This window comes from bacterium (assembly GCA_030652805.1).
In the GTDB taxonomy this organism is placed as follows: domain Bacteria; phylum JAHJDO01; class JAHJDO01; order JAHJDO01; family JAHJDO01; genus JAHJDO01.
Map to the genome: position 1 here is coordinate 1 of JAUSPT010000011.1, position 4,008 is coordinate 4,008.

The following is a 4,008-nucleotide window of genomic DNA, read 5'->3' on the forward strand; positions in this document are numbered from 1 at the left end:
AGGCTTGTGACGATTGGCGGTTATTATCGGAGGAAGAAAAACAATATTACAGGGATAACGCTCCGGCAGGCCGAACAGGGTTTCAATATTATCTAAGCGTCACACTATAAAGGCACGTGAACACATCAACCGACAGGGGAACGTCGATTACAGGGCAACTGTGTGCGTCGTTTTTTTGAGAAAAATAACAAAATATCAGGGAACAACCGGAAACAAAAGAAGGAGCTAAGAAAAATTATGGGAATAGGGGACCAATTTCAAACGGTGGTTTATTATGAAGACACAGGCGACATCAGAGAAATTTTACCAAACCAGTATATAAAAAGCCGAAAATCATTAAACAGCTTGCTTGGTTTACCGGAGTCAAGAGGAATAAAGTTTTTTTACGTACCTGGTTACTTCCCTTTAATGAAAGAAAACTGGAAAGTTAAATTAGGTAGTAACACAAGAGCGCCGCGATTAATATCACAAGACGGGAAAGACGGGGTTTTGCTATTATCACAAAAAGAAGCGGAATATATATTCCAACACTATAAAGAGATTTGCATGGTATTCGAGGGAGGGTTGGGCGACTATATAGACCAGGCCGATGTTGTGATTGCTTGTAAAAAAAAATATCCGGAGAAAAAACTCTTAGTCGAAATGGATGGTTCGAGAAAAGCGGCACTGAACTTAATGGATGGTTTTGAAATGGCAGCCTCTGGTACATCAGCCACTGTTGGTCACAATACAAAACCAACCATTGAGTTTTCAAAGATTAACAAAATGTGTGGAGATTATGGCGCAGGCGGCAAAATCGGAGTATATTCTTTAATAGCAGGTCTTGATAAAACAGCCGAAAGAAGCAAAATAAAAATACCGAAAAACGACCAGGCAAACGCCAGAGGAATTATCCAGGAAAACATCGGTAAAGAATACAAAACCATAATAGCGCTGCATACAATGTCAGGGAATTGCAACACAAAAGGGATACCGCCGGCCGGGGTCCCCGACATGCTTTCTTCACTCTTGGAAGATCAAGATTTATATTTTTTACATATTGGAGGAGCGGGCGAAGAAACAGTTAAACACGAGCAAATAATAAGTCTACAGGGGAAGCTGAACTGGCCGGAGGTTTTCGCTGCAATATCACTATGTGACGGGTGCGTATGTATTGACTCAGCTATTTTACACATTGCGCAACATTTAGGGCTACCAACAGTATCGCTCTGGGGTCCAACAGACTGTATAAATATCCTTGGCAACGATTCTGGCGTGGGGGCAGTTACATCGACAAATAACTGTGCGGGGTGCAATCAATATGAGTGTCAACAAAAGGACTGTATGCAACATTTTAATAAAAAAGAACTAAACAGAAAACTCAAAAAACTAATCAAGGAATAAGAAAAGGGGGTAAAACCAACATGAAATTAAATCTCGGTTGTAGCCTTACATATATGGAGGGTTGGGCAAACCTCGACAAACACCGCACTTTCAAGGCAGATATTTACCACGACCTTGAAGAGCCTCTTCCTCTTCCTGATAATAGCTGTTCTGAAATAAACGCCTCCCATATATTTGAACACATCTATAATTTTATACCGCTGATAAACGAATGCCATAGGATTCTTCACCCCGCAGGCCTTTTACATGTTCGCGTTCCCTGGTTCCAGGGTAACTGGGGTTGCGGCGATCCTACGCATGTCCGCTATTTTAATCACCTTACCTTTAATCATTGGTGTGAATGGTTTGACCTTTCGCCCCATATTAACTCGGGTTGCCGGTTTAAAAAAATATCTGTTGAGTTTATAGAAAACATAGCCTGGCTCAGTGATCCTTTCCTTGCAAAGGGGATGATTTCTGCTATTGAAGAAATGAAAATCGAGCTTCTAAAAATCTAAATAGATGAGGTAAATCAATGAGTTTTGAATATGAGAAAATAAAAGAATATTACGATTACGATTACTGGAACACACCTGGAAACAAATCCGGATATACAAACATGACGGCGGCGATCGGCGGCGACTGGCACCGGCAGGCTTGCGCGTGGTTTGATTCAGTAATACCGGTAAAAGGAAAAAAACTATTTGACGCCGGTTGCGGGCTTGGTCACTTTATGGTCGGCTTTAAAGAGCTTGGCGCTGATGTTTATGGTTGCGATGTCAGCGACTATTGCGCTGGTATAGTTCGTAGTTACTTTCCAGAAAACTTTTTCCAAACAAGCTTAGAGGATCTCGAAGAGGTACCGGAAAACAGTTTTGATATTGTTATCACAACATCAACGCTGGAACACATCCCACAAAACAACATAAAAATAGTTATAGATAATCTGATTAAAATAACAAAACCAAAGGGTTTAATTTACATAGAGGTCGACGTAAAGCCGGATAAAGACAGAGACATGCCGGAAGAATCGCATGTCAATATTCAGCCCTGGCCAGTGTGGTTAGAATCCCTGGATAGTACCAGAAACAAATGGAACCCCGAATATATGCTAACGGAAAAACTACGAGACACAAAAAATTATCCGGGGTTTCCGTTACAGGATTGGCGTTTTTTTGTATTTGAAAAATTTCGATAATAAAAAAACCTTGCATATTGTGTTAAAATATAGTTTACATACAACATCTTGTATAAAGGAGGTGATTTAGATGGCTAAAGTTTCCGGTCCTTTTATGTCGGTCGACGCCTCGGGTACCATATTTAAAACCCTCACGGCTTCGATCTGGAAGGGAAGGAATTACATCAGAGGATATTTCATCCCGACCAACGCAAACACAGTCGCACAGCAAGCGCAGCGCGCCATAATGGCAGCCGCAGTTACCGCCTGGCAGGGATTAACAGCAGTAATGCCGGTCAGCCCGCCGCTGGGTGCAGAAAGTTACAAAGACCAATGGAATATTGCAGCTCGTGAGGTTTATCCGCCAATAAGCGGGTTCAATTATTTTGTAATGCAATATGTGTTACAAGGTATAGCTCCGGTGATTCCGCTGGTCGCTCCTAAGACATCCAAGACCATCCACGGTTAAAAATCTGCTCACCAGCGATCAGGCACAAGAAAACTTCTACCCTTTCCCCCGGGTGGAAGTTTTTTTTTATGTCAATTTTAGGTCATCCTCGCGCTGATCAGCGTGAGGGTCTAAAAATTCACTGATCATAAAGATGTCGCTTTTTGCATGTAGTGCGTCAAATTATCCTGATCAGGATCCTCTGCAGCAATATAATTAAAACGTCATATTCCAAGTTTAAGAAAAACGTCATAATCTGTAAGGTGTAAAATAATATCGCTTGACATTATGTCGTCTTACTGATAGCTGTTTTTGTAAATATGTCGCTATACGAAAGGGGGTGCTGTTCATGGCTGGTTTTTGTCCGTTTTGCAATGACGAAATAAAAGAAGAAATTTTACTGGAGTGGGTTGAGGGCTTCCCGGTTGATTTTGAATTTGTTTGTCCAACATGTGGTGAGTCGTTAAAAATAACCCTGGAACGAGGTCCTGTTTTTTCCGTGAAGAAAAAATAAGCGAGGCAATCAATGCCGATAAGATCTGAAAATAAGAAACGTTATCCAAAAGACTGGATATTGCGAAGCCGGTTTATAAGATTCTATAGAGCAAAAAATAAATGTGAGTGGTGCGGGGCAGAAAATTATAAACCTCATCCGATTACAGGTAGCCGTGTAATTTTAACAACAGCTCATATTTATGATCATAGACCTGAAATTTGCAATTTTTTTAACTTAGCAGCCTTATGTCAGCGTTGCCATAATCGGCACGATGCGGCAAATAGAAGAAAAAGCCGCAATAAAAGATTAAATGCAAACCAACTGCAACTGTTTTAATTAGAAAAGGAGGATGAAAATTTAATGAATCGATCTTTGACTGAAAATCAATATGCAGTTTTTATGACAGGATTAGAAAAAACTCAAATTCGGGACCAGTGCATTATGCTTTTTTTGCTCCATGGAGGCCTCAGGAACGGAGAGGCTTGTAATTTAAACTGGGGGGATGTCTGTATCAACCAAGATATA

General features: G+C 40.8%; 6 protein-coding genes. All 6 read left to right on the forward strand.

Annotated elements, in window-relative coordinates:
* Window positions 1–237: 237 nt before the first annotated feature.
* The 6 genes from Q7J67_00605 to Q7J67_00630 all read left to right on the forward strand — a co-directional run bounded on the left by Q7J67_00605 (window position 238) and on the right by Q7J67_00630 (window position 3,819).
* Window positions 238–1,383, forward strand: coding sequence for a glycosyltransferase family 9 protein (locus Q7J67_00605; protein ID MDO9463796.1), 1,146 nt, complete (start codon window positions 238–240; stop codon window positions 1,381–1,383).
* A gap of 20 nt (window positions 1,384–1,403) precedes the next feature.
* The gene (locus Q7J67_00610; GenBank protein MDO9463797.1) at window positions 1,404–1,880 is read left to right on the forward strand and encodes a methyltransferase domain-containing protein; all 477 of its coding nucleotides are present in this window, start codon (window positions 1,404–1,406) and stop codon (window positions 1,878–1,880) included.
* A 17-nt stretch (window positions 1,881–1,897) separates the two neighbouring features.
* Window positions 1,898–2,560, forward strand: coding sequence for a class I SAM-dependent methyltransferase (locus tag Q7J67_00615; GenBank protein MDO9463798.1), 663 nt, complete (start codon window positions 1,898–1,900; stop codon window positions 2,558–2,560).
* Window positions 2,561–2,630: 70 nt separating this feature from the next.
* Window positions 2,631–3,008 (forward strand): hypothetical protein, encoded by a 378-nt coding sequence (locus tag Q7J67_00620; protein ID MDO9463799.1) that lies wholly within the window; start codon window positions 2,631–2,633, stop codon window positions 3,006–3,008.
* Window positions 3,009–3,336: 328 nt separating this feature from the next.
* A complete protein-coding gene (locus Q7J67_00625; GenBank protein ID MDO9463800.1) occupies window positions 3,337–3,501 on the forward strand; it encodes a hypothetical protein in 165 nt (54 codons plus the stop codon).
* 12 nt (window positions 3,502–3,513) lie between these two features.
* Window positions 3,514–3,819, forward strand: coding sequence for a hypothetical protein (locus Q7J67_00630; protein MDO9463801.1), 306 nt, complete (start codon window positions 3,514–3,516; stop codon window positions 3,817–3,819).
* Window positions 3,820–4,008 lie beyond the last annotated feature (189 nt).

What these genes read in the sequence shown, in the direction of transcription:
- Q7J67_00605 (MDO9463796.1), top strand. Translation starts at nt 238, where the DNA reads ATGGGAATAGGGGACCAATTTCAAACGGTGGTTTATTATGAAGACACA.
- Q7J67_00610 (MDO9463797.1), top strand. Translation starts at nt 1,404, where the DNA reads ATGAAATTAAATCTCGGTTGTAGCCTTACATATATGGAGGGTTGGGCA.
- Q7J67_00615 (MDO9463798.1), top strand. Translation starts at nt 1,898, where the DNA reads ATGAGTTTTGAATATGAGAAAATAAAAGAATATTACGATTACGATTAC.
- Q7J67_00620 (MDO9463799.1), top strand. Translation starts at nt 2,631, where the DNA reads ATGGCTAAAGTTTCCGGTCCTTTTATGTCGGTCGACGCCTCGGGTACC.
- Q7J67_00625 (MDO9463800.1), top strand. Translation starts at nt 3,337, where the DNA reads ATGGCTGGTTTTTGTCCGTTTTGCAATGACGAAATAAAAGAAGAAATT.
- Q7J67_00630 (MDO9463801.1), top strand. Translation starts at nt 3,514, where the DNA reads ATGCCGATAAGATCTGAAAATAAGAAACGTTATCCAAAAGACTGGATA.